At 44.3% G+C, this 23,274-nt stretch carries 26 protein-coding genes; 24 read left to right on the top strand and 2 right to left on the bottom strand.

The genetic code is table 11. From position 1 onward, the window contains the following. The first annotated feature begins 3 nt into the window (after positions 1-3). The 7 genes from HM131_RS06235 to HM131_RS06265 all read left to right on the top strand — a co-directional run bounded on the left by HM131_RS06235 (position 4) and on the right by HM131_RS06265 (position 3,996). Positions 4-819, top strand: a complete 816-nt coding sequence (locus HM131_RS06235) for a GvpL/GvpF family gas vesicle protein (RefSeq protein WP_198162734.1) — start codon at positions 4-6, stop codon at positions 817-819. Positions 820-822: 3 nt separating this feature from the next. Continuing rightward, positions 823-1,083 (top strand): gas vesicle protein, encoded by a 261-nt coding sequence (locus HM131_RS06240; protein WP_085028937.1) that lies wholly within the window; start codon positions 823-825, stop codon positions 1,081-1,083. Further along, positions 1,064-1,363, top strand: a complete 300-nt coding sequence (locus tag HM131_RS06245) for a gas vesicle protein K (protein ID WP_085028938.1) — start codon at positions 1,064-1,066, stop codon at positions 1,361-1,363. Before HM131_RS06240 ends, HM131_RS06245 begins: the two co-directional genes overlap by 20 nt. Before the next feature lie 15 nt (positions 1,364-1,378). After that, the gene (locus HM131_RS06250) at positions 1,379-1,690 is read left to right on the top strand and encodes a gas vesicle protein (RefSeq protein ID WP_085028939.1); all 312 of its coding nucleotides are present in this window, start codon (positions 1,379-1,381) and stop codon (positions 1,688-1,690) included. A 19-nt stretch (positions 1,691-1,709) separates the two neighbouring features. Further along, positions 1,710-2,333, top strand: coding sequence for a YtxH domain-containing protein (locus HM131_RS06255; protein WP_085028940.1), 624 nt, complete (start codon positions 1,710-1,712; stop codon positions 2,331-2,333). Positions 2,334-2,363: 30 nt separating this feature from the next. Then, complete coding sequence (gene gvpU, locus HM131_RS06260) at positions 2,364-2,735, top strand: gas vesicle accessory protein GvpU (protein ID WP_085028941.1); 372 nt, start codon at positions 2,364-2,366, stop codon at positions 2,733-2,735. 124 nt (positions 2,736-2,859) lie between these two features. Further along, complete coding sequence (locus HM131_RS06265; RefSeq protein ID WP_085028942.1) at positions 2,860-3,996, top strand: CdaR family transcriptional regulator; 1,137 nt, start codon at positions 2,860-2,862, stop codon at positions 3,994-3,996. A 156-nt stretch (positions 3,997-4,152) separates the two neighbouring features. On the opposite strand, the gene HM131_RS06270 is transcribed toward HM131_RS06265, so the two are convergent. Together HM131_RS06270 and glcD are read right to left on the bottom strand one after the other, a co-directional pair. Beyond that, positions 4,153-5,481, bottom strand: a complete 1,329-nt coding sequence (locus tag HM131_RS06270) for a (Fe-S)-binding protein (protein WP_085028943.1) — start codon at positions 5,479-5,481, stop codon at positions 4,153-4,155. Continuing rightward, the gene (glcD, locus tag HM131_RS06275) at positions 5,478-6,893 is read right to left on the bottom strand and encodes a glycolate oxidase subunit GlcD (RefSeq protein ID WP_085028944.1); all 1,416 of its coding nucleotides are present in this window, start codon (positions 6,891-6,893) and stop codon (positions 5,478-5,480) included. Before glcD ends, HM131_RS06270 begins: the two co-directional genes overlap by 4 nt. A 338-nt stretch (positions 6,894-7,231) precedes the next feature. Between glcD and HM131_RS06280 the strand changes: the two genes are divergently transcribed. From HM131_RS06280 to HM131_RS06360, 17 genes are all read left to right on the top strand, one after another. Then, positions 7,232-8,401 (top strand): acyl-CoA dehydrogenase family protein, encoded by a 1,170-nt coding sequence (locus tag HM131_RS06280; protein WP_085028945.1) that lies wholly within the window; start codon positions 7,232-7,234, stop codon positions 8,399-8,401. A gap of 28 nt (positions 8,402-8,429) precedes the next feature. Continuing rightward, positions 8,430-9,194, top strand: coding sequence for a beta-ketoacyl-ACP reductase (locus HM131_RS06285; protein WP_085028946.1), 765 nt, complete (start codon positions 8,430-8,432; stop codon positions 9,192-9,194). A 17-nt stretch (positions 9,195-9,211) separates the two neighbouring features. Next, the gene (locus HM131_RS06290) at positions 9,212-9,661 is read left to right on the top strand and encodes a MaoC family dehydratase N-terminal domain-containing protein (RefSeq protein ID WP_085028947.1); all 450 of its coding nucleotides are present in this window, start codon (positions 9,212-9,214) and stop codon (positions 9,659-9,661) included. Next, complete coding sequence (locus HM131_RS06295) at positions 9,658-10,071, top strand: MaoC/PaaZ C-terminal domain-containing protein (RefSeq protein WP_085028948.1); 414 nt, start codon at positions 9,658-9,660, stop codon at positions 10,069-10,071. The genes HM131_RS06290 and HM131_RS06295 overlap by 4 nt, the downstream gene beginning before the upstream one ends. Positions 10,072-10,082: 11 nt before the next feature. After that, positions 10,083-11,312 carry an acyl-CoA dehydrogenase gene (locus HM131_RS06300; protein WP_085028949.1) on the top strand — a complete coding sequence of 410 codons (1,230 nt, stop codon included), beginning with the start codon at positions 10,083-10,085 and terminating at the stop codon, positions 11,310-11,312. Continuing rightward, positions 11,302-12,075 carry an SDR family oxidoreductase gene (locus HM131_RS06305; RefSeq protein ID WP_085028950.1) on the top strand — a complete coding sequence of 258 codons (774 nt, stop codon included), beginning with the start codon at positions 11,302-11,304 and terminating at the stop codon, positions 12,073-12,075. Before HM131_RS06300 ends, HM131_RS06305 begins: the two co-directional genes overlap by 11 nt. Before the next feature lie 26 nt (positions 12,076-12,101). Beyond that, the gene (locus HM131_RS06310) at positions 12,102-13,274 is read left to right on the top strand and encodes a thiolase family protein (protein ID WP_085028951.1); all 1,173 of its coding nucleotides are present in this window, start codon (positions 12,102-12,104) and stop codon (positions 13,272-13,274) included. Between the two features lie 73 nt (positions 13,275-13,347). After that, positions 13,348-13,917 (top strand): TetR/AcrR family transcriptional regulator, encoded by a 570-nt coding sequence (locus tag HM131_RS06315; protein ID WP_085028952.1) that lies wholly within the window; start codon positions 13,348-13,350, stop codon positions 13,915-13,917. A 66-nt stretch (positions 13,918-13,983) separates the two neighbouring features. After that, entirely contained in the window at positions 13,984-14,388 is a 405-nt protein-coding gene (locus HM131_RS06320; RefSeq protein WP_085028953.1) for an acyl-CoA thioesterase, read from the top strand. A 20-nt stretch (positions 14,389-14,408) separates the two neighbouring features. Further along, a complete protein-coding gene (locus HM131_RS06325; protein ID WP_085028954.1) occupies positions 14,409-15,176 on the top strand; it encodes an SDR family NAD(P)-dependent oxidoreductase in 768 nt (255 codons plus the stop codon). 77 nt (positions 15,177-15,253) lie between these two features. Further along, the gene (locus HM131_RS06330; protein ID WP_085028955.1) at positions 15,254-16,933 is read left to right on the top strand and encodes a long-chain-fatty-acid--CoA ligase; all 1,680 of its coding nucleotides are present in this window, start codon (positions 15,254-15,256) and stop codon (positions 16,931-16,933) included. 81 nt (positions 16,934-17,014) lie between these two features. Next, positions 17,015-17,878, top strand: a complete 864-nt coding sequence (locus tag HM131_RS06335; protein ID WP_085028956.1) for a branched-chain amino acid ABC transporter permease — start codon at positions 17,015-17,017, stop codon at positions 17,876-17,878. Then, complete coding sequence (locus HM131_RS06340; RefSeq protein WP_085028957.1) at positions 17,879-18,910, top strand: branched-chain amino acid ABC transporter permease; 1,032 nt, start codon at positions 17,879-17,881, stop codon at positions 18,908-18,910. Between the two features lie 6 nt (positions 18,911-18,916). Further along, positions 18,917-19,681 (top strand): ABC transporter ATP-binding protein, encoded by a 765-nt coding sequence (locus HM131_RS06345; RefSeq protein WP_085028958.1) that lies wholly within the window; start codon positions 18,917-18,919, stop codon positions 19,679-19,681. Continuing rightward, positions 19,674-20,381, top strand: a complete 708-nt coding sequence (locus HM131_RS06350) for an ABC transporter ATP-binding protein (RefSeq protein WP_085028959.1) — start codon at positions 19,674-19,676, stop codon at positions 20,379-20,381. Before HM131_RS06345 ends, HM131_RS06350 begins: the two co-directional genes overlap by 8 nt. 39 nt (positions 20,382-20,420) lie before the next feature. Continuing rightward, complete coding sequence (locus HM131_RS06355; protein WP_085028960.1) at positions 20,421-21,650, top strand: ABC transporter substrate-binding protein; 1,230 nt, start codon at positions 20,421-20,423, stop codon at positions 21,648-21,650. A 403-nt stretch (positions 21,651-22,053) separates the two neighbouring features. After that, positions 22,054-23,271 carry an acyl-CoA dehydrogenase family protein gene (locus tag HM131_RS06360; protein WP_408607115.1) on the top strand — a complete coding sequence of 406 codons (1,218 nt, stop codon included), beginning with the start codon at positions 22,054-22,056 and terminating at the stop codon, positions 23,269-23,271. The last annotated feature ends 3 nt before the right edge of the window (positions 23,272-23,274 follow it).

Genomic DNA, 23,274 nt, shown 5'->3' on the forward strand with positions numbered 1-23,274 from the left:
AAGATGAATGAACTTTTGTATTTATATGGAATCATACCAAAACCAGACGAAGAAACAGATAGTTTCGCAGATATAAAAGGAATTGATGGAGAGCACAGTTTAACCATGATGAATTTTAATCATTGTGCAGCTGTTGTCTGCCTTGTTGATGAAGAGGAATATGGAGAGAAAGTGCTCGAGGAGAAAACGAAACAAATGGATTGGGTGCAAGAAAAGGCGTTTCATCATCATGAAGCGTTGATCAGTCTGAGAGAACGTACGACCATTATTCCGATGAAATTTTGTACCATTTTTCAAAACGAAGAAAGCTTATCTGAAATGATTCAAAGCCGTGAAGAAGACTGGGAAAGACTTCTGAACGAGCTTGAAAATAAAGAAGAATGGAATGTGAAAATATATTGTGATCGCAGCCTATTGAGAGAAGAGGTTGCAGAAAACAATTTAACTATAGAGAACAAAAAGGCTGAAATAGCTGAGATGTCAAAAGGAAGACAATACCTTGAACGCAAAAAACTCAATCAAATAATTGACAAGGAAGTTGAACAGGAGCAGCACGACTTTTCCAAAGGCTACCATGAAAAATGGAAGGGCCTCGCAGCCCAAGATTCCGTAAAAAAAGTGTGGAACAAAGATGTTACGGGAAAAGATGAAGAAATGTGCTGGAACAGCGCTTATTTACTGCCTTTGGAGCATGTGGAACCTTTTTTGGAGCACGTGACCTTAGCAAACGAAAAACATGCATCAGCAGGGTGGAAGTTTGAAATCACCGGTCCCTGGCCAGCCTATCATTTTGTGAATCTCTCAAAAAGTGAGGTTTGATGGATGTCCTATCGAGACCAATATGAAAACAAAGATATTGCCCTCATTGATATTTTAGATACGGTGTTGGACAAAGGTGTGGCGATTAAAGGGGATATTGTCATATCCATTGCAGGGATTGATCTAGTATATCTGGATTTGCGGATTTTGATTTCGGCTGTTGAAACACTGGTCCAGAGCAATCAGAAGGCAGCTGAATCCCTGTCATCTGAACGTATGGATAAAGAAAAGGAGGCGTTAGAGCATGCCACCGAGCGATCTTGAACAAAGACCCGCAAAAAGCGGTCGAATAGAATTGGATCCTGAAGGAGCGGAGCAAGGATTGGCACAGCTTGTATTGACAGTTATTGAACTGTTGAGGCAGCTTGTTGAGCGTCATGCTCTTAGACGAGTAGATGGCGGCACCCTTACGGAAGAAGAAATCGAAAAGCTAGGCCTCGCTCTTATGAATCTTGAAGTGAAAATGGATGAGCTGAAGGACATATTTGAGCTGGATGATGAAGATTTAAATATCGACCTCGGACCGCTTGGAAATTTACTGTGAAAAGGAGGTTGACGCATGGCTATTGAACAATCTACTCAATCGAACAGTCTTGTTGATGTTTTGGAAACAGTATTGGATAAAGGTGTCGTCATCGCTGGTGATATCCGCGTAGGATTAGCGGACGTCGAATTATTGACGATTAAAATACGACTTATTGTTGCGTCTGTGGATAAGGCGAAGGAAATAGGCATGGACTGGTGGGAAAACGACCCTTATCTCAGTTCAAAAGCAGCTGAACAAGATACAAAAGCATTAGAACAAGAAAATGAAGAATTACAAAAGCGAATCGAGCGACTTGAGAAGAATATGCAATCAAATAGATTATAAAAAATGAGGAGTGTTTAACATGGAAACAAAAAACAAAACGGGATTGAATCATTCATCTAATCAACCAGAAGAGAACAAGGAAAATAACAAAGAAACTAACAAGAAGGATAATAAACTGCAACGCGCGGTTATCGGAGGGGTCGTTGGAGCAGCTGCTGGGCTCTTGATCAACCCTAAGAAAAAGAAAGGGGAAGATCAATCAGAAGAAAAAGACTCCTCCAGTTTTAAAGAGAAAGCAAGTAAAGCCGGAAGTAAGGCAAGCGAAAAATTCAAGAACTTCAAAGACAAGTCTAAAGAAAAATCGAAGAAAGTAACAGATAAATTTAAGAAATCAAAGAATAAAGAGGAGGAAGTCCCTCAGCTGGAGGAGGCTGCAGGTGCCCAGGATGCTCTACCCGAAACAGCTGCTTCTCTTAAGGGAGAAAACCAAAACAAACAGAGCGAAAATAAAGAACAAACGAAACAAAAAACATCCGTAGGTACCGAAGAGGAAAAAACTTCACACTCTCAAGACGCTTCTGGAGAAGCAGCTGCTTCTCTTGAGGAAGATAATCAAAACGAAGTGACGGAACAAAAGACACCTGAAAGTACCGAAGAGGAAGTAAAGACGGCGCTTACTAATGAAGATGATACACAAAAGTAATTTCCACGTCTTTAAAAAGGGGATGAAGCTATGGATGATTTGTTACTGACTTTTGTAAAAGCGGCTAATCAACACGACTTTTCTCTGGATATTACATTGAATGTTAACGGGGCCCTCGTAACGGGCACAACGGTATCCGCTAAAAAATATTTGGAAGCCATCAGCCGATCGCTGGAAGACGGCAATGATGTTTCTCAATCCATTAGTGAAAAACTATCAAAAGCCAGCCAATCGGCTAATGAATCTTCTCAAGGTGAGGTTCGTTTTGTTCATCTAAAAGATGCGCAGGTTTACAATGGCGACTCACTGCCAACGCCTTCTGAGGAGAAGTTCTATTGGAGAGGGAAAGCTGAAGAAGTAGATGGTTTCTTCTTAGGGAAAATCGATGCTAAAGAAGGTTGATAAAGAGAGCTTTGCAGAGATGCAAAGCTCTTTTTTAAAGAGATTGCTTTCTATCGATTTTGGTCACCTTCTCTAAATCTCTATATAATAGACAAGCAGGATAAGATAGAAAGTTGGTTAAAAGATGCAGTTATTACCAGAACTTGCCGAGAAGATTATTCGAGAAGTCAGGTTAGTGATAAATGAAGATTTGATCGTTGTCGATCGAAATGGATTTATCATAGCTTCCACAAAAGAAGAACGCGTGGGAGATTTTCACGAAATTGCTTACAGAGTCGTTCAGACCAAGCAGAAATATTATATTACTGAAGCTGAGGCGGTGAAAGTTAACCGAGTTAAAGCTGGAATTAACTTGCCTATGTTTTTTGAAAACAGTGTCATAGGAGTTCTGGGGATTACGGGGCCTCCTTCTGAGATTGAAGGTTTCGCCGAACTCCTTCGTAAAATGACAGAACTTATGATTCGAGAGACGTATTATACAGAACAAAAGGAATCAGAAAGCAGGGGATTAGAAGCCTATTTCTATGAGTGGGTGTTTTCAAAGGAAGTGGATCAAACTTTCATACATAGAGGACAGCTCTTAGGGGTGTCCATCGGGAAGCCTTACCTGTGTATATTATTTCAAGTCCGCTCAGTGAAAGAAAAGCAGAGAGTGGATGCGGCCATGATGGATTGGTTTAGGAATCTTCTTCCTAAAGAAGCCAACGATGTGTTCATTCGCTGGGGAGAGGGGAGGTACCTTTTGCTTAAACATGTGAATGATGACGAGCCGAAACAGGTAATCAAAGAGCATTTGTATAGATGGAAAAGGTACTTCAAGACGAATTATGACATGAATCTTTGTGCTGGATTGAGTAAGTCCATCATCACTTACGAATTGCACCGTGCTTACGAAGAAGCTGAAAAGGCATTAAAGGTTGCCTTAAGCAAGCAACGCATCATGATGTATGAGGAACTTGTATTGGATATTGTGCTAGAAGAAATCAGCGGAGATACGAAAGAGGAATTTACGAATCGTGTACTATCAGGCATGCAAGATAAACCTGAATTATTGCATACGTTAAAGGTGTTTTTACTTCAAAATCAATCGCTTAAAGATACAGCAAGCGATATGAATATCCATATCAATACCCTTCATTATCGGCTTAAGCAAATCAAGGATCTTACTACGCTGGACCCCCGGCAGTCAGAAGGGATTACTTTGTTTTATATCGCTTTGAGCTTTATTGGAGAAGATCTGCATCACTCTCGTTCTCATTGATCTGAGTAAACATGAAGCGAAGCATTCTATCAATCGGCCATATGTGTTGCGGTCATCTACTATAACAAAACCGAGTAATGGTGAAATTTTATCATAATAATTTCACCATTATTCGGATTTTAGAATGGCTAAAGCACTTTTGTCCCAATCCCTTGATCACAGATTTGCTTCTTCATAAGCTTTTAACAGTAAATCTACAATATGCACAGCTTCAACCTCTTCACTGAGTCCCTCTCTTTCAATTCCCAGTTTCATTTGTAAAAGGCAGCCGGGATTGGCAGTAACGACGGTTTTGGCTTTTGTCTCTTTTGTCTTTTCCATCTTATAATCCAAGATTTGCATGGACATTTCCGGCTCGACAAGATTATAAATCCCTGCTGAGCCGCAGCACCTTGAAGCGTCCTTCATTTCTACGTAACTCGCTCCTTGGATCGCTTCAAGCAGTTGTCTCGGTTCCATGAATGTTTTCTGACCATTTTTTAAATGGCAGGAATCTTGATAGGTGATGATTTGCTGATCTAGCTTTAACGGCTTCTTATGAAAGTCGAGTTCCACTAAAATCTTACTAATATCTTTAATTTTCATAGATAAGTGTTCAGCCCGTTCTTTCCATTCTTCCTCGTCCTTTAAAAGATGCTTGTAATCGACTAAAAACGCTCCGCATCCTCCTGCGTTGGTAATGATATAGTCCACTTCTGCTTTTTCAAAGGCTTTAATATTCCTTTTGGCTAACTCTTTAGCCTGATCTTTTTCTCCGCTGTGTCCGTGCAAAGCTCCACAGCATCCTTGATTTTGAGGGACCACAATTTCACAGCCCGCATATTGAAGCAGTTTTGCGGTTGCGTTATTCGTCGAGAGGAACATGGTGTCCATCAAGCAGCCTGAGAAAAAAGCGACTTTTTTCTTTTTTTGTTGGATCGGTTTGTAATAGCGTGGTCTGTTTTTCATTTCTTTCCGCTTAGGTACTTCCGGAAGCACCTTTTCCATTGTACGAAGTGAATCAGGAAACAGTTTCATGATTCCCGATTTTCTCGTAAGCTGCTGCACACCGGAGCGTTGGTAAAAACCTAATAAGCTTGTAACTCCAATCATCCGATTTTGATAAGGGAACAGACCTTTAAAGGCGACATTGCGGATGACCTTCACATGTTTAGGCAGTTCTTTATTCTGATAGATGATGTCTCTGGCTTGTTCGAGCAGGTGGCCATAGTTGACACCTGCGGGGCAAACGGGCTCACATGCTCGGCAGCCAAGGCACATATCAAGCGATTGCTTCACATCTTCATCTGGTTCGATGACTCCATCGACAACACCTTTCATCAAGGCGATTCGTCCTCTTGGCGAATGAACTTCATCATAATCAGATTCGATATAAGTGGGACAGCTGGGCAGACAAAACCCACAGCGCATGCAATTTAATAGTTCATCGTAGTCCATTTTTTCTTTAAAATCATGCTGGATTCTCTCTTTTTCTTTAGTATTCATGATTGACTCACCACCACTCTTTTCGGGCTGTTCTTCGCAAAGATTTTCCCTGGGTTCATAATATTGTTGGGGTCAAATGCTTTTTTTATATTTTTCATCGCATCAATTCCAGCTTCCCCTAGCTTGAGGTGAAGATAGTCAGCTTTCATTGCACCAACCCCATGTTCTCCCGTAATGGTTCCTCCCAGTTCCACAGCTTTTTCGAAAATCTCTTCAAATGCTTTTTCCACTCGATGAATTTCTTCTGAATCCCTTACATCTGTCAAGCAGGTTGGGTGAAGGTTTCCATCTCCTGCATGACCGAATGTACAGATGTCGACCTCATATTTCTCTGCGATTTGGGAGATTGCCTCGACCATGTTGGCGATTTCGGACCGAGGTACGGTGGCATCTTCGAGGATGGTCGTCGGTTTTAATCTTGCAAGAGCAGATAAAGCGGATCTCCTTGCTGTCGTAAGAGCCTCTGCTTCCTCTGGTGATTTTGCTACATCTACTTGAACAGCTTGGTTCTCTCTACAAATTTCAGCCATTTTATGTATGTCTCTGTCCACGGATTGAGAATCTCCATCCTGTTCAATTAACAAAACGGCTTTAACATCAGTAGGTAATCCAATGTTCGAGAAATCTTCCACCACTTTTAAAGTCGGCTGGTCTAGGAATTCAAGTGTGGTTGGAATGATGCGATTCGATAAGATTTTCGAGACGGTTTGGGCTGCTGCGTGTAAATCCTCATACAAAGCAAGCATCGTTTTTTTCGTTTCTGGAAGAGGCAAAAGTTTAAGCGTTATCTCTGTAACAATCCCTAAGGTGCCTTCAGAGCCGACGAATAACCTTGTTAAATCGTATCCGGCAACGTCCTTGGCCAGTTTTCCACCCGTCCGAATGATGTCCCCATTAGGAAGAACGACTTCAAGGCCCATGACATAGTCGCGAGTAACCCCATATTTTAGCCCTCTTAATCCTCCAGAATTTTCGTTGATATTTCCACCGATTTGAGAGATCTTCATAGAACTTGGGTCAGGCGGGTAAAACAGTCCCAATTTCTCTACTTCGGTTATTAATTGAAGGGTGTTCACACCTGGCTGGGTTGTAATCGTCAAGTTATTTTCATCGATTTCCAGAATGTTGTTCATATGCTTGAATAATAAAACGATACCTCCATCAATCGGAGTAGTTCCAGCGCTCAGATTAGTTCCGGAACCTCGTGGAACGATCGGAATCTTGTGTTTGTTGCATATTTTCATAATTTCAACTATCTCCTGGGTGGTCTTCGGAGAAACAACGGCATCAGGAAGTGACTGGAACTGAGGGGTGGCATCGTACGAATACGCCAATTTGCTTGCATTTGAAGCAGCTACATTTTTTTCGCCAACAATATCCTCTAATTGCTTTTTGACTTGATCTGTGAACATGGAAATTCTCCTTTGGAAAAATTAGCTTTACTTTCATTTTAGATGATCTTCCAATTAAACTATATGGATATTTGTACAATTATTTGCGTGTATAAAATACATTTTTTGTAGGTTTACACATGTTCAAGTGTGAGAAAGAAATTTTAAAGAGAAAATCTTTCTAAATATCGATTGGTAATTAGAAGATGGAATGACAAAAAATTTCAAAATACATGTTGTATTTTCCGAAAATTTCAAATAATATAAAATAAAACATACTAACCGGTAGGTATGTGATGCCTGCTTAAGAAAATAACATCTTTGATTTTCTAAAAAACTTAAAGATTGGGGATAGTTGGATGCATTTACGTTTAACGGACGAACAACAAATGGTTCAAAAAACGATTCGTAAGTTTGTGGAAAAAGAATTGATTCCACTTGAAAATGAAGTGCTGCGAAACGAGCGAGAAGGAAAACCTAGTATTTCCCATGAGAAAATGAAGGAACTTCAAATGAAAGCGAAAGATGCTGGGTTTTGGGGGATCAACACTCCGGAGGAATATGGGGGCGCCGACTTAGGTCAGATGATGCTTGCCATCGTGCAGATGGAAGTGGCACGCACATTCGTTCCATTCCAGTTTGGAGGTTCTGCGGATAATATTTTGTATTATGCGAATGAAGAACAGAAAGAAAAATACCTCCTGCCTACGATTAACGGCGAGAAAAAATCCTGCTTTGCCATGACAGAGCCTGGCGCAGGGTCAGACACGAGAAATATTCGTATGACCGCTGTAAAAGAAGGCGGTGAATGGGTGTTAAATGGAGAGAAAACCTTTATTACTGGAGGAAACGAAGCTGATTTTACGATGGCGATTGCGATCACCGATAAGGAGCTGCATAAATCTTCCGGTGGCCGTAAAGGTGTGACGTGTTTCATTGTAGACCGTGATATGGGGTGGAAGTCAGAATACATCCATACGATGGGCGAATGGGGACCAGCTGCACTCGTATTTGATAACGTACGTGTTCCTGAAGAGAATATTCTAGGTGAGGTTCATGGCGGTTATGACCTTGGTCTTGAATGGATTGGCTTTGCACGGTGGATTGTTGGAGCAAGAGCGGTTGGAGCGGCGGAGCGCTTATTGAACATGGCGATCGATTACGCTAATGAACGTGAAACGTTTGGAAAACCAATCGCTACGCGCCAAGCTATTCAGTGGCAAATTGCCGACTCAGCAGTTGAAATTGAAGCAGCAAAATGGCTCGTCTTGAATGCAGCCTTCACGCTTGATCAGGGTGAGGATAACAGGCATGTGGCCTCTATCGCAAAACTCTACGGAGCCAATATGGGGAACCGTGTCGTTGATCGCGTCCTGCAAATCCATGGCGGGATGGGGTACACAAGAGAGTTGCCAATCGAGCGCTGGTACCGTGAAGCGCGCTTATGGAGAATTTATGATGGCACTGACGAAATTCAGCGATTGATTATTTCTAGAAATCTATTAAAAGGACACGTGAAAATCGGCTAAGAAAGATCTTACCAGGGAGGGATATATGATGACAGGACGATTTGATAATAAGGTTGCTTTTGTAACAGGAGGCAGCCGAGGGATTGGAAAAGGGATAGCCCAACGATTTTTAGAAGATGGGGCTAAGGTGGCGATTATTGATGTAAATGAGGAAGCCCTTTCTGAAACGGAGAGTGAGTTGAAGGAACAGGGATACGAGGTTCATTGTAAGGTAGCGAATGTTGTGGAGTTCGAACAGATTCAAAATGCAATGAAGGAAGTCTATGACAAGTTCGGTTCTCTAGACATTCTTGTGAACAATGCCGGGGTTATACGTGATAACATGTTATTTAAAATGACGGACTCAGATTGGGATACGGTAATGGATGTTCACTTAAAAGGCTCCTTTAATGCTGCTCGTGCGGCTCAGCAGTACATGGTGGAAAACAAGTATGGCCGTATTATTAACATTTCTTCCACCTCAGCACTCGGGAACCGCGGCCAGGCAAACTATGCTACAGCAAAAGCTGGTCTTCAAGGGTTTACGAAAACGCTGGCCATTGAACTAGGGAAGTTTGGAATCACGGCCAATGCAGTCGCTCCCGGTTTTATTGAAACCGAAATGACAAAAGAGACAGCCGCCCGCATCGGGATTTCCTTTGAGGAATTAATTCAGCACAGTGTGGCCAATATCCCAGTCGCAAGAAGCGGAAAGCCTGAAGATATTGCAAATGCAGTCGCTTTTTATGCGGATGAGAAATCGTCGTTCGTCAACGGTCAGGTACTGTATGTTGCAGGAGGTCCGAAAGATTAATTCAAGGAGGGCGTATGATGTTTGAACATACGATTGGTAAACAGTCCAATAAAGTGAAAAACACGGTGGAACGGGGGGCAGTAAAGAATTTTGCAGAAGCCATTGGTGATCCGCATCCAATATTTATAGATGAGGAGACGGGCAGACAATCTCCTTACAAAGCGAACATCGCTCCACCAACTTTTCCGCGAGTCTTTGACTATGGATCTATTGATGAGCTGAACCTTCCTTCTAAAGGATTAATTCACGGAGAGCAAATCTATCACTATGAACGGCCGCTGCTCGTAGGAGAAGTTATTCTCTGCTACACCGAAGTAAAAGACTATTATGAACGAAGCGGAAAAAGCGGAGATATGGGCTTTTTGAAAGTGAAAAGATACGGCACGGATTTTGATGGGGGTCTAATATTCTCAGAAGAACAGACAGTCATTATCACAGAGGCTGTGCGAAAGGAGATGAAGGTATGAGTGCAATAACCGCCCTGCAAAAAGGCGATTCACTGGAACCAGTGACTCTTGAACCCGTTTCAAGAATTGATTTAATCAAATATGCGGGTGCTTCAGGAGATTATAACCCGATCCACACTATTGATGAAGAGGCAGAAAAAGCTGGTTTACCAGGTATCATTGCCCATGGGATGTGGACGATGGGAAATCTCGCCAAACTTTTCACACCGTATTATGAAGAAGGATTCATTCAGAACTACTCGATTCGATTCAAAGGCATGGTTTTCCTCGGGGATGTGCTTACCTTACATGCGGTTCTTGAGGAAGATTATGAACATGAAATGGCCTTTAACGTACAGGCGGTCAATCAGAATGAGGAAGCTGTGATTAAAGGAAAGGTCGTGTTTTCTAGGAAAGTCCCTACATATTAAGGAGGAATCTCATGGACTTTGATTACTCACCTAAAGTTAAAGAGTGGCAGGAAAGTTTGAACGCTTTTATGGAAGAACATATTTACCCGAACGAATCGGTGTATGAAAAACAGCTGAATCAACAGGACCGCTTTTCAGACATCCCTCCGATCATGGAAGAACTGAAATCGAAGGCAAAAGAGGCCGGCCTTTGGAATCTGTTCCTGCCAGATAGCGAGTACGGAGCTGGTTTGTCGAACTTGGAATATGCTCCCCTTTGTGAAATTATGGGGCGCTCGAGTCTCGCACCTGAAGTCTTCAACTGCGCCGCGCCGGATACAGGAAATATGGAGGTGCTTGTTCGTTATGGATCGGATGAGCAGAAGAGACAGTGGCTTGAGCCTTTGCTTGAAGGAGAAATACGGTCCTGCTTCTCTATGACAGAACCTGATGTAGCTTCATCAGATGCAACCAATGTTCAGACAGAGATCAAAAGGGACGGGGACGAGTACGTAATAAACGGTACGAAATGGTGGTCTTCAGGAGCCGGGGATCCGCGTTGTAAAGTGAGTATCGTGATGGGGAAGAATGATCCAGACGCCCCGAGATATGACCAGCAATCGATGATCCTTGTACCACTCGATACCGAAGGAGTTACCATTAAACGCACCTTGCCTGTTTTTGGGTATGATCACGCTCCTCATGGACACGCAGAAATTGAGTTTAAAAACGTGCGTGTCCCTGCATCCCATTTGATTTGGGGAGAAGGCAAAGGATTCGCCATTGCACAGGGAAGGTTGGGACCTGGACGAATTCACCACTGTATGAGAACGATCGGCGCTGCAGAACGGGCACTTGAAGTCATGTGTGACCGCGTTCAAGAACGGGAGGCATTTGGCAAGACTCTGGCTGACCAGGGAGTGATCCGGGAATGGATCGCTGATTCTAGAATCGAGATTGAACAGGCCCGCCTGCTTACATTAAAGGCAGCCCACATGATGGATACAGTCGGCAACAAGGAAGCTAAATCAGAGATCGCCATGATCAAAGTAGTGGCACCGAATATGGCTTTGAAAGTTATTGATCGAGCGATCCAAGCCTTTGGGGCAGCTGGTGTAAGTCAGGATACTCCACTTGCAGCGGCATGGGCGAACATCCGCACGCTGCGGCTTGCCGATGGTCCTGATGAAGTCCACCGCAGAGCTGTGGCTAAATATGAATTGAAAAAGGCCGAGAACAGGAGGGCTGTCCATGCACGCTAAGGAGCTTTTCGACCTGACCGGCAAAGTTGCTATTGTGACAGGTGGAGGACGAGGACTCGGAAAACAAATTGCTGAAGGGCTAGCCGAGTCTGGAGCTCACGTCGTGGTTTGTTCCCGAAAGGTTGAGGCCTGTAAGGAAGTGAGTGATCAACTGAAACAACTTGGTGTAGAGTCCCTTGCATTTGAATGTGATGTAACAAACCCGGATAGTATGCAGCAGGTCGTCGATCAAACGGTCGATCACTTTGGCAGAATCGATATTCTCGTCAACAACAGTGGGGCCACATGGGGAGCTCCTGTGGAGGAGATGCCGCTGGAAGCCTGGCAAAAAGTCTTCAATGTAAACGTTACGGGGACCTTTCTCATGTCGCAGATGGCTGGAAAGGTGATGCTTGAGCAGGGAGAAGGCACGATTATTAATATTGCCTCCGTTGCTGGCTTGAAAGGCTCTGATCCAAAGTATATGGATACGATTGGCTACAACTCCAGTAAAGGGGCTGTCCTTACTTTTACAAAGGACTTAGCTGTCAAATGGGGACCTAAAGGTATCCGTGTAAATGCGATAGCACCAGGTTTCTTCCCAACGAAGATGTCTAAAGTACTTATGGATAGAGGGGAGGATACCTTTTTGGAAGGTACACCTCTAAGAAAGTTTGGTGGTGAGGATGACTTGAAAGGCGCTGCCATTTTCTTGTGCGCACCGGCTTCCAAGCACATCACAGGTGATGTAGTCATTGTAGATGGCGGTACGCATGCCATGTAAGGGATTTTTCAAAAAGGAGTGAAACGATGACACAACGAGATGCGGTAATCGTATCAGCTGTCCGAACGGCAATTGGAAAGCAGGGAGGGGCATTGGCTACCGTTCCTGCGCACGTATTAGGAGCAGAGGTCATTAAGGAAAGCGTCAAACGGGCTAAGGTTGATCCAGAATCCATTGAAGATGTCATCTTTGGGAATGTGTTGAGCGGTGGGGGGAACGTAGCAAGGCTTTCTGCTTTGCAGACAGGACTTTCTATGAAACTCCCAGGTTTAACGGTTGATCGGCAGTGCGGTTCAGGATTAAATGCCATTCATTTGGCTGCGCAGGCAATAAAAGCAGGTGATGGAGACGTGTATGTAGCTGGCGGCACAGAAAGTATGAGCCGTGCACCGTACTTGATGGATCGGCCTGAAAGAGCCTATAGTCCCGCCCCGCCGAAATTCAGGAAATCTCAACTTTCTCCTAAAGAAATTGGAGATCCACCCATGGGGATCACAGCAGAAAATCTAGCTGAGAATTACGAGATTAAAAGGGAAGATGCGGATCGATTTGCCCAGCAGAGTCAGGAACGCATGGCTGCTGCTATGGAAGAAGGAAGATTCAAAGAACAAATTGTTCCGCTAACCATTCCTGTGAGAAAAGGGGAGCCGGTTGTATTTAAAAACGATGAACACCCACGGCCCCAATCGACGCTGGAAGGAATGGCTAAGCTTCGGCCGGCCTTTCTTGAGGATGGAACCGTAACGGCCGGAAACAGCTCTGGCCTGAATGATGCCGCTTCTGCACTTACGTTAATGTCGAGAGCAAAAGCAGAGGAATCGGGTGTGTCTCCATTGGCTACTGTCAGGGCTTGCACAGTTGCCGGTGTGGATCCGAACATTATGGGAATCGGTCCCGTTCCTGCCACTCATGCCGTTTTAGAAAAAATAGGACTCAGTCTAGAGGATATGGATGTTATCGAAATCAATGAAGCCTTTGCCGCACAAGTTTTAGCATGCAATAAAGAGCTCCAAATGAATATGGAAAAAGTGAACGTCAATGGCGGGGCTATTGCTCATGGACACCCACTAGGAGCAACTGGAGCGATTCTCGCAACTAAAGCGATTTACGAGTTGAAACGGACGAGCGGAAAATATGCGTTGATTACCGCCTGTATCGGTGGCGGCCAGGGCATCGCTATGATTCTCGAACGCGAGTAGAAAATCGTCGTTTTTGCGAGATTTAGGAATGTTATAATGTTATATCATCCCTAAATGAAAGGACAATGTACCTATGAAGCAAAAAATCATGGATATCAGCATTCATCTGTTTGATAAAAAAGGGTTCACCGAAACATCAATTCAGGAAATTGTGGATGAGCTTGGTGTAACAAAAGGAACGTTTTATTATTACTTCAAAAATAAACAAGAGCTTTTAACGAATATCCATCTCAATTTCATTGAATATTTACTGGAAAGACAGCAGGAGATTTTGAACGATGACTCAAAGGATAGCAGGGAAAAGCTCAGGTCCATGATCTTAATGGTTATCTCAAGCATTAAGCATCGAAAAAAGAGTGCAAGAATTTTCTTTAGAGAAATGCGTAATCTTGAGAACCAATATTTGGACCAGAACATCCAGAAAAGGGATCAGTTTCGTAAGAATCTCCAGACTCTGGTGGAAGAAGGTATTGAAAAAGGAGAGTTTCAGAACCATCTAAGCCCTGATATGATCACCCGTGGAATACTCGGGATGACGAACTGGAGTTACTACTGGTATAACCCTGACGGTGAAGTCTCAGAGGAAGAGTTGACTTCCGTCTATCTTGAGATGATCTTGCACGGAATCGACAAAAAAGCATAAGCACTCTCCCCTTCAACGGGAGATTCTACTCAGAACATACTAACTGGTTAGAATGGAGGTGAGCTCTTGAAACATGAAGTGCCTGTAAGCGTTCGGTTTTGTGAAACAGATATGGCAGGACACGTGAATAATACGAGTTACTTCATTTACTTAGAAGAAGCGAGAGGCAAATTTTTTGAAGAGGTGATTCCAAACCATTCCAGTTCGTTCGGTCGATTCATTATTGCTTCAACGACATGCGATTTTGTCAGTCAAGCTTATTTTGGACAATCCTTAACCATCTCTTCGTGGGTTTCCAACATCGGAAATAAAAGCTTTCGATTCGGCCATCGCATCGAGGCGGAGGATACGGGAAATGTGATCGCGGAAGCGGAAGCAACGATCGTTCATTTCAATTATGAAACACAGAAAAGCGAGTCCATTCCTATAGATCTCCGTTCTATATTGGAAAATCACCTTGTTCTCAGTTAATGAAAGGAGGTCATTTATCTATGGATCGATTTACAGACACGATTGCCGTTGTAACCGGAGCCGGAAGCGGGATCGGAGAGCAAGCGGCTTTGCTGCTGGCAGAAGGTGGGGCAACCGTTATTTTAGTTGGTAGAACGCTCTCGAAACTCGAGCGGGTAGCTGCCATCATCAATGAGAAACAAGACTCAAAAGCGGTTGTTTTTCAAGCAGATGTTACAAAAGAAGAAGATATAGAAGCATTGAAAGATTTTGTTCAAAGCAATTACGGGAAGCTCCATGTACTGATTAACAATGCAGGTACCTCAGGGAATACCACCATTTTAGAGATGGAAGCATCTGAATGGGACCGGATCCAGGATGCCAATTTAAAAAGTGTTTATCTTGTGTCTAAAAGTCTTGGCCGCTTGATGATCGATGAAGATCAGGAGGAGAGCGATCGAGCTATCGTCAATGTAGCTTCTCTTTCCGGACATAAAGCAGGAGCGAAAATTCCTCATTACAGTTCATCGAAGGCAGCTGTCATTCATTTTTCGAAGTCACTTGCACTTGAATTGGCTCCTTATGGTGTTCGGGTTAATTCTGTTTCTCCTGGCTTTGCTGAAACACCGCTCACGGAAGAGGGGCTGAAGAATGAGAAATTTGAACAGGCGATCAAAAGAAATACTGCATTAGGACGAGTAGGTAAACCGGAAGAAATCGCCAAGGTCATCGCTTTTGCTGCTTCTAAAGAAGCTTCTTATATGACAGGATCGGATCTGCTCGTGGATGGGGGATGGCTAATCAAATAACAGATTAGTCTAGCACGAAATGATAGCGCTTACAAAAAGTTCGCTAACCAGAAAAATAGAGTAAAGGGGACGTTTTCATGCAAACGAATCATTTTGATTTTTGGCCGAAGCTGACGAAGACCATCACGGTTCCGGAAACTTCTATTTATGACAATTTAGCTGTCTCAGCTGTCCGATATCCTGAGAACGAAGCGATCTATTATTACGGCAATTCAATTTCTTACCGGCAGTTAAAGAAAGAAGTTGATACACTTGCTGGATATTTGCAGCAGCATCTTCATGTAGAAAAAGGAGAAAAGGTGCTTCTGTTTATGCAAAATTCCCCACAATTCGTAGTCAGTTATTACGCCATCCTCCGCGCAGGAGCTGTTGTCGTACCGATTAACCCGATGCTAAAAACACAGGAGCTTGAATTTTATGTGAAGGACTGTGCGATTCAAAATGGTCTGATCGGACAGGAGTTCATCGATACGGTTAACCCCCTTACAGAAACAACAACCTTAAAACAGATAGTCGTCGCTGCTTACTCTGATTATGCTGGAGATGCCCTGGAGGATCATCTGCCAGCTGAAGTCAAAGCTCCTCCTGCTTCATTAAATGAGGATCATCTCCACGGTTGGTCGGAAGCACTGCAGACAAAAACCGATCCACAGGATGTAGAAGTTTCAGCTGATGATCTTGCTGTCCTGCCTTACACTTCAGGGACGACTGGTCTTCCAAAGGGCTGTATGCACACAAATCGGACGGTTCAAGCCAACACGTTGGGCGGTTTTTATTGGGCTCGTCCTACAACGGACTCGAAGAGCCTGGCGACCTTGCCATTCTTCCATGTGACAGGGATGGTACAGAGTATGCACATTCCGATTTTTAGTGGAAACTCGATGGTCATTATGACGCGCTGGAACAGAGAAACGGCCCGTCAGTTAATCCGTGATCAGCAATGCACGCACTGGGTGACCATCAGTACGATGCTCATCGATTTTCTTGCTAACCCGGAAGTGAAATCAGAGGATTTGGGTTCTTTATATGCCATTTCCGGTGGAGGGGCTGCGTTTCCGAAGGCCGTTGGAGAAAAGCTGTATCAGTTGACCGGCCTTGAATTTGTTGAAGGGTACGGCCTATCTGAAACGATTGCTCAGACGCACTTCAATCCGCCTGACAGGCCAAAGATGCAATGTCTCGGTGTTCCTTCCTTTAATGTGGATGCCCGCATTCTCCAGCCGGGGACAAATGAAGAAGTGGAAGTCGGTGAAATCGGTGAGATTGTAGTCCATGGTCCTCAGGTTATGGTCGGTTATTACAACAGGGAGGACGAAAATGAGAGTGCTTTTGTCGAGATCGACGGCAAGTCTTTTTTCCGTACTGGAGACATTGGCCGTTTTGATGAGGAAGGATACTTCTTCATTGTCGATCGACTAAAACGAATGATTAATGCTTCTGGTTACAACGTTTGGCCGACGGAAGTAGAATCAGCTCTTTATGATCATCCGGCTGTGCAGCAAGCTTGCGTCGTCGGAGTTCCTGACCCGCGTAAAGGTGAAAACATTAAAGCCTTCGTCATTTTGAATGATTCTTATAAAGGAAACATCACCGAAGAAGAAATCATCAATTGGTCGAAAGAGCGGATGGCGGCTTACAAGTATCCGCGCATGGTCGAGTTCAGAACTGAATTCCCGACAACAAACAGCGGGAAGATACTTTGGCGGAAGCTTCAGGAAGAAGAGCACGAGAAAGTTGAAGGAAGTCCGAGAACGTAAGCAATCACCCACCCGTGCCTGGACGAACGGTTATCTAAATGTTCCAGGCTCCGGGTTTCCTACTCTTAAAGGGGGAGTCTAATGGATATTTTGATTCAGCAGCTTTTTAATGGGCTTACCATCGGCAGTGTTTACAGTCTTGTAGCGTTAGGGCTGACGCTCGTCTATGGAATCTTGCACATTCCTAACTTCGCCCATGGCGCACTCTATATGCTCGGTGCGTATGTCACCCTGACGATGATGCTTTTGTGGAATGTTCCCTACTGGATTTCTATGGCGATCTCAGTGCTCGTCGTTGGTCTTTTAGGTGTTTTGATGGACAGACTTGTTTTTCACCCTTTACGTCATGCACCGCCGATTCACGATAAGATCGCAGCAATAGGAATGTTGCTTTTTCTTGAAGCCTTTGCCCAACTGATCTGGGGTGCCGATTACCGTACGATGGAAACGCCTTACGGACAGGTCATCGATCTATTTGGTATGACCGTTACGATGCAGCGGGTCCTTATCAACATTGGCGCCGTGGCTGTCATGATTTTACTTTACTTGTTTTTGAAGAAAACGTATATCGGAGCCACGATCATCGCCATGGCTCAAAATCGTGAAGGGGCCAATCTAGTCGGCATCAATACGAATCGAGTGGCTATGCTTACTTTCATGATTTCCGGAGGATTGGCTGCCATCGCTGCTTCTTTATCTGCACCCATCAACCTCGTTTTCCCAGGAATGGGCCACCTTGTCATCTTAAAGGCGTTCGTCATCATCATCCTTGGCGGAATGGGAAGTGTGCCGGGAGCGATTTTGGGGGGATACATTCTCGGCTTTACAGAAAGCCTTGGTGCAACGTACATCTCCAATGATTATAAAGACATCATTGCGTTCCTGCTTCTTGTCATTATTTTATCTATCAAGCCAAAAGGACTCTTTTCAAGGGAGGGGTTCTAGATGATGTCATTTCTTAAGAAAAGAGGCTGGGTGTTTGGACTGATCCTACTGGCGATTGTGTTTCCGTTTCTATCGCAAAATGATTATTTTCTTCACGTCTTGACCTTATCCTTCATCTGGATGATTGCCGTGTACGGTTTGAATTTACTAGCTGGATACACCGGATATTTATCACTTGCTCATGCAGGGTTCTTCGCTGTCGGGGCTTATGCCCTTGGGCTCTTGACGGTCAAAGCAGGTATTAATTATTGGCTTGCTCTAGTTCTTGCTTGTCTGATCACCTGTGCGATCGGTTTTCTTGTTGGACTTGTCGCTTTAAGGACGAAAGAGCATTTTTTCGCGATCTATACACTCTGTGTCGGCTACATCATTTACTTAGTGATCGATAAGTGGGACAGTTTGACAGGAGGAGTGCGCGGACTTATAGGAATACCGGCCCCAGCAAACATCGGACCGATCGCCTTTGATACGGATCTCTCCCAGTATTATTTGATTCTCTTTTTTCTAATCCTTACCGTTCTCGTCATGTACCGGATCGTCCATTCTCTTTCTGGAAGAACATTCATCGCGATTCGTAATAGCGAAGAGCTCGCTCAGACTATTGGGATCTCGACCATGAAGAACAAACTTCTCGCCTTTGTTCTTTCTACTTTCTTTGCCGGCTTAGCAGGAGCTTTATACGCCTCCTTCATCAGGTTCATTGGTCCTGATATCGGCTACATCACAATCATTTTTGACTTTCTGACTTATCTGCTTGTTGGAGGGATCGGAACGTTGGCCGGTCCTATCGTTGGGACATTTTTAATCGTGACCGTTTCGCAGTCTCTTCAATTTTTACAAGATTACCGAATGTTAATTTTTGGTCCATTACTAACTTTGCTCATCATCTTCTATCCGAGAGGAATTGCTGGAGCTTTTATTGACTGGAGAATGAAGCGTTCGCTGAAAAAATCTGTAGCGATGAAGCAAAAGAAGCGTTACGTCCAGCCACAGGCCGATTCGGATACGGAAAAGAGAATTAAGGAGGGGTGATACGAAGTGTTCATTGAAACGAAACAGCTTACTAAAAAATTTGGTGGTCTGGTGGCTGTCAATGGAGTCGATTTTTCCATTGAAAAAGGAAAAATCAATGCCATCATTGGCCCGAATGGAGCGGGGAAATCGACGTTTTTCAATTTGGTGAGCGGCAGTTATCAACCAAGCTCAGGCCAAGTCTTTTATAAAGGAAAAAACATTACGAAGCTCCCACCAAATAAAATTGCGGAACTCGGAGTGGCGAGGACTTTCCAAACGACAAATTTGTTCGAGCAGGCCACGGTCTTAGATAACGTCCTTGTCGGCCACCGGCTGAGAACAAACTCGAGTTTACTTGATGCTGTATTGCGGACAAAGCGGTTCAAAAGAGAAGAGCGGCGATGTATGGAAAAAGCAATGGAAGTCCTCGATTTTGTTGGATTAACTCATGTTTCAGATAAGCTCGCCGGAAACATCACCCAGGAAGAAAAGAAGCGGGTCGCTTTCGCTCTTGCGTTAGCTACTGATCCCGAGGTCGTCTTCTTAGATGAACCCGCTGCAGGTATAAATCCCGGCGAAACTGAAGGTCTGGCTGAACTGATGGAAAAGATGGTCGGGCGAGGGATTACCGTCTGCCTCATTGAGCACAAAATGAAAATGATTATGAAGCTTGCCGACAAAATCATGGTTCTAAATTACGGAGAAAAGATCGCTGAAGGCACCTCAGATGAAATCCGCAACAACCAAGCCGTCATAGATGCTTACCTTGGGGGTGAGGCAAGTGCTTGATATGAAAAAGGTGTCAGTCACGTACGGCAGTTACAACGCCGTTGAAGATGTGAACATTAACGTTGGTCAAGGAGAGCTGGTGGTGCTGCTCGGTTCAAATGGTGCAGGAAAGAGTACGACATTCAATGCGATCAGTGGATTGAAAAAGCCGAGTACCGGCACCATCCGTTTTGAAGATGTCAGCTTGGACGGCCTATCACCCGACCGAATAGTCAAGGCGGGTGTCGTCCAATGTGCAGAGGATCGAAAGCTTTTTCCGCAAATGAGTGTACACGAAAACTTGATTATGGGAGCGTATGTGCACCGACGTAAACGAAAACAGGTCAAGCAATCCATTGAACATGTTTATGAGCTGTTTTCGATTTTGCATGAAAAGAAAGACAATGCGGCCGGATCGTTAAGTGGTGGTCAGCAGCAAATGCTCGCGATAGGGAGGGCCCTGATGGCAAAGCCGAAATTGATGCTCTTAGATGAGCCTTCTATCGGCCTTGCACCGCTCATTGTCGAGCAAATGTTTGATGTCATTCAAAAGATCAATAAGGAAGGAACGACGGTGCTTTTAGCGGAACAAAATGCGTACGCGGCTTTGAGGATCGCTGATCGAGGCTACGTATTTGAGAATGGTTCTGTCGTTGTTCAGGGCTCGGCGGAGGAGCTTCTTGAAAATGATACGGTTCGAAAAGCGTATATTGGTGCTTAAGGTCAAGAGGAACATCCATTCAAATGAGGAGGATAACCAATGAAAGGAATTCGAATTTCAGCGTTTTTACTCGTGTTATCGTTTCTGTTGGTGGCGGCCGGATGTATTGATAATCCATCATCCAATCAGGCTTCAAGTGAAGGCGAAGCGGAAAGTGAAACGGAAGCTCCTGAAGTAGCGGAAGGAGAGGAAATCGTTAACATCGGCTATACAGGACCGTTAAGCGGACCAGCTGCCTATTATGGCGAGCGTACCCTGAACGGACTGAAAATCGCCGTCAATGAAATCAATGACAACGGCGGATTTGAAGTTGACGGACAAACGTATAAATTAAACCTTGTCAGTTTGGATGACAAATACTTACCGAATGAAACAGCAGCAAATGCTAAGCGTCTCTTGCAAGAGAACGATACGCCGATCATCTTTACTCCCCACAGCGGCGGAGTCAAAGCGATGCAGGTGTTCAATGAACAGCAGGATAAATTCCTGATTGGTGCTTATACAAGTGAACCGGCTGTAACAGAAGCTGGAAATTCACTTACCATCCGTATTCCTCCTAGTTATGACGGATACATCGAACCGTTTACGAGCTATGAAATGGATAAATTCGGAAAGAAAATAGCCGCACTGCCGACAGCATCTCAGTATGGGAAAGATTGGACGGAAACCTTACTTCCTTACTGGAAGGAGCAAGGAGGGGAAGTCGTTTACAACTCTTCCATTGATTTCTCTAAGGATACCGACTTTTTCACGCTCGTCACCAACGCATTAAAAAAGGATCCGGACGTCTTATTCATCGGCGGTCCATCAGAGCCAACGGCAAAAGTAGCCGATCAGGCAAGACAGCTTGGATTTGAAGGCGGCTTTATCGTCATGGACCAGGCAAAACTTGACGAAATGAAGACTGTTACAGGAGAGTATGAAACATTCAACGGAGCGGTTGGTGTTACGCCTTTAATCCACTCCGATTATCCAGGGACGGATGAGTTCATTGAAAAATACAAGAATGAGTACGGAGAAACGCCTGGCTCTGAAGCCGGCTACCACTATGTTGCGATGTACGCGTTTATGGAAGCGATGAAAGCAGCCGGAACCGTAGAAGACCCAGAGGCGATCCGCGCTCATGTCCAAGAAGGTCTTGATGCGGTGCCAAAAGAGAAAGAAGTGTACACGATTAAGGAAGTAACAGAAAAAGGTGGCTTCGTCACAGGGCTCAGAATAGCCGCAGTCGAAGACGGTGAAGTCGTTAACATGGATGTCGAAGAGTAAATGACTCTATATATCTATTAATTAGAAACCTATTCCATGAAGGCTCTCCTATTTGAAGGGGCATGAGAATACATGAATTCCGGGCATAAGTCCTTGTGCTTCCATTTTAATAGGCAACTTTAAGCCCTCCTGATCAATAGTTATTCTGTTGTAATTGATAACAGTAGTCGTTCCGTATGCTGAAGATTAAAGTTGGGAGGAAGGGAAACGGTGAGCCTCCAGTGGAATAAAAGTACATGGTGAGACTCCGGAGGTCGTTACGATCGTGGAGGCTCAGCGTACGCCCACGGAACGCGAGCCGTTTCCCTGCCTCACTTCCGCTCATTTTCATAAACGGAACCGGATTCTTTAGAAGCATTCAAGAATGGCTTTTTCTTCATACCATGACGAGGAGGATGCACAAATGATGAACTTTGAACTTTCAGAAGAGCAGAAAATGGTCCAGCAGGTCGTGCGTAAATTCGTTGACAGAGAAATCAATCCCTATATTCAGGAATGGGATGAAAAAGGTCACTTTGAGCCATCGATTATGAGACGACTCGCTGAACTTGATTTGATGGGGGTTTGCATACCTGAACAATACGGCGGAAGCGGCATGGATTACAATACCCTTGCTATCGTATGTGAAGAGCTGGAGCGTGGAGATACAGCCTTTCGCACCGCCGTATCCGTACATACTGGTTTAAACAGCATGACCCTTCTTCAGTGGGGAAATGAAGCGCAAAAACAAAAATACCTTATCCCTCAGGCAAAAGGAGAAAAAGTCGGAGCGTTCGGTCTTACTGAACCGAATGCCGGATCTGATGTCGCTTCATTAAAGACCACAGCCACAAAAGAAGGCGACTATTATATCCTGAACGGGCAAAAAACGTGGATTTCTCTCTGCGATCATGCCGATCATTTTCTTGTTTTTGCCTACACAGACAAGGGTGAACGACACAAAGGCATATCGGCCTTTATCGTTGAACGGACGATGCCCGGATTTACGTCCCAAGGGATCAAAGGCAAGCTTGGGATTCGGGCGGGAAATACGGGAGAGCTGTTTTTTGATCATGTGAAAGTCCCGAAAGAAAACTTGCTTGGAGAAGAAGGAGAAGGCTTCAAGATCGCCATGTCCGCCCTGGATAATGGACGCTTTACTGTTGCTGCCGGAGCTTGTGGTCAGATTCTGGCGTGTCTTGAAGAAAGCGTAAAGTACTGTCACGAGCGTGAAACTTTCGGAAAAGAAATCGGCAAGCATCAGCTTGTTCAGCAAATGATCGCCAAAATGGAAGCAGGCTATCAAATGTCCCGTCTGCTTGTATTCCGCGCAGGAGATTTAAAAAACAAAGGAAAACGCAATACAAGAGAAACTTCATTAGCCAAATGGCAGGCGTGTGATTTTGCTAACGAAGCTGCTAATGACGCGGTTCAAATCCATGGAGCCTATGGCTATTCCAACGAATATCCAGTGGAACGTTTTCTGAGAAACTCAAAAGCTCCTGTCATCTATGAAGGGACAAGAGAGATTCACACCGTTATGCAGGCCGAATATGTCCTTGGCTACCGCTCCGACAAGCCGTTATCCAAACCACTTCCAGCTTGGCCTTATGATGAAATAAAAGAAGAAGTTGATCGTTAAAAA

It is taken from the genome of Halobacillus mangrovi (assembly GCF_002097535.1).
GTDB classification, from domain to species: Bacteria; Bacillota; Bacilli; order Bacillales; family Halobacillaceae; genus Halobacillus; species Halobacillus mangrovi_A.

What these genes read in the sequence shown, in the direction of transcription:
- HM131_RS06235 (WP_198162734.1), top strand. Translation starts at nt 4, where the DNA reads ATGAATGAACTTTTGTATTTATATGGAATCATACCAAAACCAGACGAA.
- HM131_RS06240 (WP_085028937.1), top strand. Translation starts at nt 823, where the DNA reads ATGTCCTATCGAGACCAATATGAAAACAAAGATATTGCCCTCATTGAT.
- HM131_RS06245 (WP_085028938.1), top strand. Translation starts at nt 1,064, where the DNA reads ATGCCACCGAGCGATCTTGAACAAAGACCCGCAAAAAGCGGTCGAATA.
- HM131_RS06250 (WP_085028939.1), top strand. Translation starts at nt 1,379, where the DNA reads ATGGCTATTGAACAATCTACTCAATCGAACAGTCTTGTTGATGTTTTG.
- HM131_RS06255 (WP_085028940.1), top strand. Translation starts at nt 1,710, where the DNA reads ATGGAAACAAAAAACAAAACGGGATTGAATCATTCATCTAATCAACCA.
- gvpU (WP_085028941.1), top strand. Translation starts at nt 2,364, where the DNA reads ATGGATGATTTGTTACTGACTTTTGTAAAAGCGGCTAATCAACACGAC.
- HM131_RS06265 (WP_085028942.1), top strand. Translation starts at nt 2,860, where the DNA reads ATGCAGTTATTACCAGAACTTGCCGAGAAGATTATTCGAGAAGTCAGG.
- HM131_RS06270 (WP_085028943.1), bottom strand. Translation starts at nt 5,481, where the DNA reads ATGAATACTAAAGAAAAAGAGAGAATCCAGCATGATTTTAAAGAAAAA.
- glcD (WP_085028944.1), bottom strand. Translation starts at nt 6,893, where the DNA reads ATGTTCACAGATCAAGTCAAAAAGCAATTAGAGGATATTGTTGGCGAA.
- HM131_RS06280 (WP_085028945.1), top strand. Translation starts at nt 7,232, where the DNA reads ATGCATTTACGTTTAACGGACGAACAACAAATGGTTCAAAAAACGATT.
- HM131_RS06285 (WP_085028946.1), top strand. Translation starts at nt 8,430, where the DNA reads ATGACAGGACGATTTGATAATAAGGTTGCTTTTGTAACAGGAGGCAGC.
- HM131_RS06290 (WP_085028947.1), top strand. Translation starts at nt 9,212, where the DNA reads ATGTTTGAACATACGATTGGTAAACAGTCCAATAAAGTGAAAAACACG.
- HM131_RS06295 (WP_085028948.1), top strand. Translation starts at nt 9,658, where the DNA reads ATGAGTGCAATAACCGCCCTGCAAAAAGGCGATTCACTGGAACCAGTG.
- HM131_RS06300 (WP_085028949.1), top strand. Translation starts at nt 10,083, where the DNA reads ATGGACTTTGATTACTCACCTAAAGTTAAAGAGTGGCAGGAAAGTTTG.
- HM131_RS06305 (WP_085028950.1), top strand. Translation starts at nt 11,302, where the DNA reads ATGCACGCTAAGGAGCTTTTCGACCTGACCGGCAAAGTTGCTATTGTG.
- HM131_RS06310 (WP_085028951.1), top strand. Translation starts at nt 12,102, where the DNA reads ATGACACAACGAGATGCGGTAATCGTATCAGCTGTCCGAACGGCAATT.
- HM131_RS06315 (WP_085028952.1), top strand. Translation starts at nt 13,348, where the DNA reads ATGAAGCAAAAAATCATGGATATCAGCATTCATCTGTTTGATAAAAAA.
- HM131_RS06325 (WP_085028954.1), top strand. Translation starts at nt 14,409, where the DNA reads ATGGATCGATTTACAGACACGATTGCCGTTGTAACCGGAGCCGGAAGC.
- HM131_RS06330 (WP_085028955.1), top strand. Translation starts at nt 15,254, where the DNA reads ATGCAAACGAATCATTTTGATTTTTGGCCGAAGCTGACGAAGACCATC.
- HM131_RS06335 (WP_085028956.1), top strand. Translation starts at nt 17,015, where the DNA reads ATGGATATTTTGATTCAGCAGCTTTTTAATGGGCTTACCATCGGCAGT.
- HM131_RS06340 (WP_085028957.1), top strand. Translation starts at nt 17,879, where the DNA reads ATGATGTCATTTCTTAAGAAAAGAGGCTGGGTGTTTGGACTGATCCTA.
- HM131_RS06355 (WP_085028960.1), top strand. Translation starts at nt 20,421, where the DNA reads ATGAAAGGAATTCGAATTTCAGCGTTTTTACTCGTGTTATCGTTTCTG.
- HM131_RS06360 (WP_408607115.1), top strand. Translation starts at nt 22,054, where the DNA reads ATGATGAACTTTGAACTTTCAGAAGAGCAGAAAATGGTCCAGCAGGTC.